1 protein-coding gene is annotated in these 1,012 nt (G+C 69.3%); it reads right to left on the bottom strand.

The window, feature by feature from the left end:
- Positions 1-166 precede the first annotated feature (166 nt).
- A partial coding sequence (locus tag ACFQ4O_RS17805; RefSeq protein ID WP_378777748.1) for a CDP-alcohol phosphatidyltransferase family protein occupies positions 167-1,012 on the bottom strand: 846 nt, incomplete at its 5' end.

Genomic DNA, 1,012 nt, shown 5'->3' on the forward strand with positions numbered 1-1,012 from the left:
GAGCGTGTCCACCCCCGCCTCCTTCAGCCGCGACAGCGCCGGCGCGTAGCCGTTGAGATCGACCGGCGCCTCGAAGGCGACGCCCGGCGGCCGCCGGGGCGCGCCGCCTTTCTTGGCGCGCCAGCTGCGGCCGTTGGCGATGACGCCGAGGCGGCTCATGCGGCCCTCACGCGGCGTCGAGCCAGGAGGTGATGGGCCCGCGCCGGCGCGCGATCAGCGCCTGGACGATCTGGGCCAGATGCACGACGAAGCAGATCACGATCCACGCCACCACGATCTGCATGCCGAGGTCCGGCCGGCCGATCAGCGCGAAGGGCGTCAGGATCAGCAGGTTCGGGTTCCGCCGCGCCGTGATCAGCCGGAAGAAGCTGTCGAAGGGCCGCCAGACGTGCATGTGCATGCCGAACGCCCATGAGAAGATCCCTTCCTCGACCCGCTGCAGGATGTAGCCCGCGAAGATGATGAACACCATCAGCCCCGCATGCTCCACCGGCAGGCCGGCGGCGGGCAAGCCGACGATCCACGCCCACCACCAGAACGGCGGGTGCACCAGATCGATGCCGTGGTCCATCACGTCGCCCACCTTGCTGGAGGTGAGCGTCACCCGGGCGAGCTTGCCGTCCACGGTGTCGAGAAAGGTCATGATCCACGCGGCCACGAGGCCGGTGAGGTAATGCCCGTTCCAGAACGCCCAGAACGCCACGAACACCAGCGCGAGCCCGACCAGCGTCACCGCGTTCGGAGTGATGCGGCGCTCGGCGCACCATTTGGTGACGATCTGCGCCGGCTTCGGCCAGACATATTTGGTCACGAGATCCGTGACGCCCTTGTAGGAGCCGGCGAAGCTGCGGTTCTCAACCTCCGCCACGGTGCTGGCGTTCAGCGGAATGACATAGGCGATCTCGCGCTTGCGCAGCTTGAAGTTGTAGGAGCCGCCGAGCCCCTCGGCGTCGAGCGCCTCCACGCCCGCGGGCAGCGCGTCCGCCCGGCCGGCGAGCAGCGCCGCGGCCGC

It is taken from the genome of Methylopila musalis, assembly GCF_042679725.1.
Classification (GTDB): Bacteria; Pseudomonadota; Alphaproteobacteria; order Rhizobiales; family Methylopilaceae; genus Methylopila; species Methylopila musalis.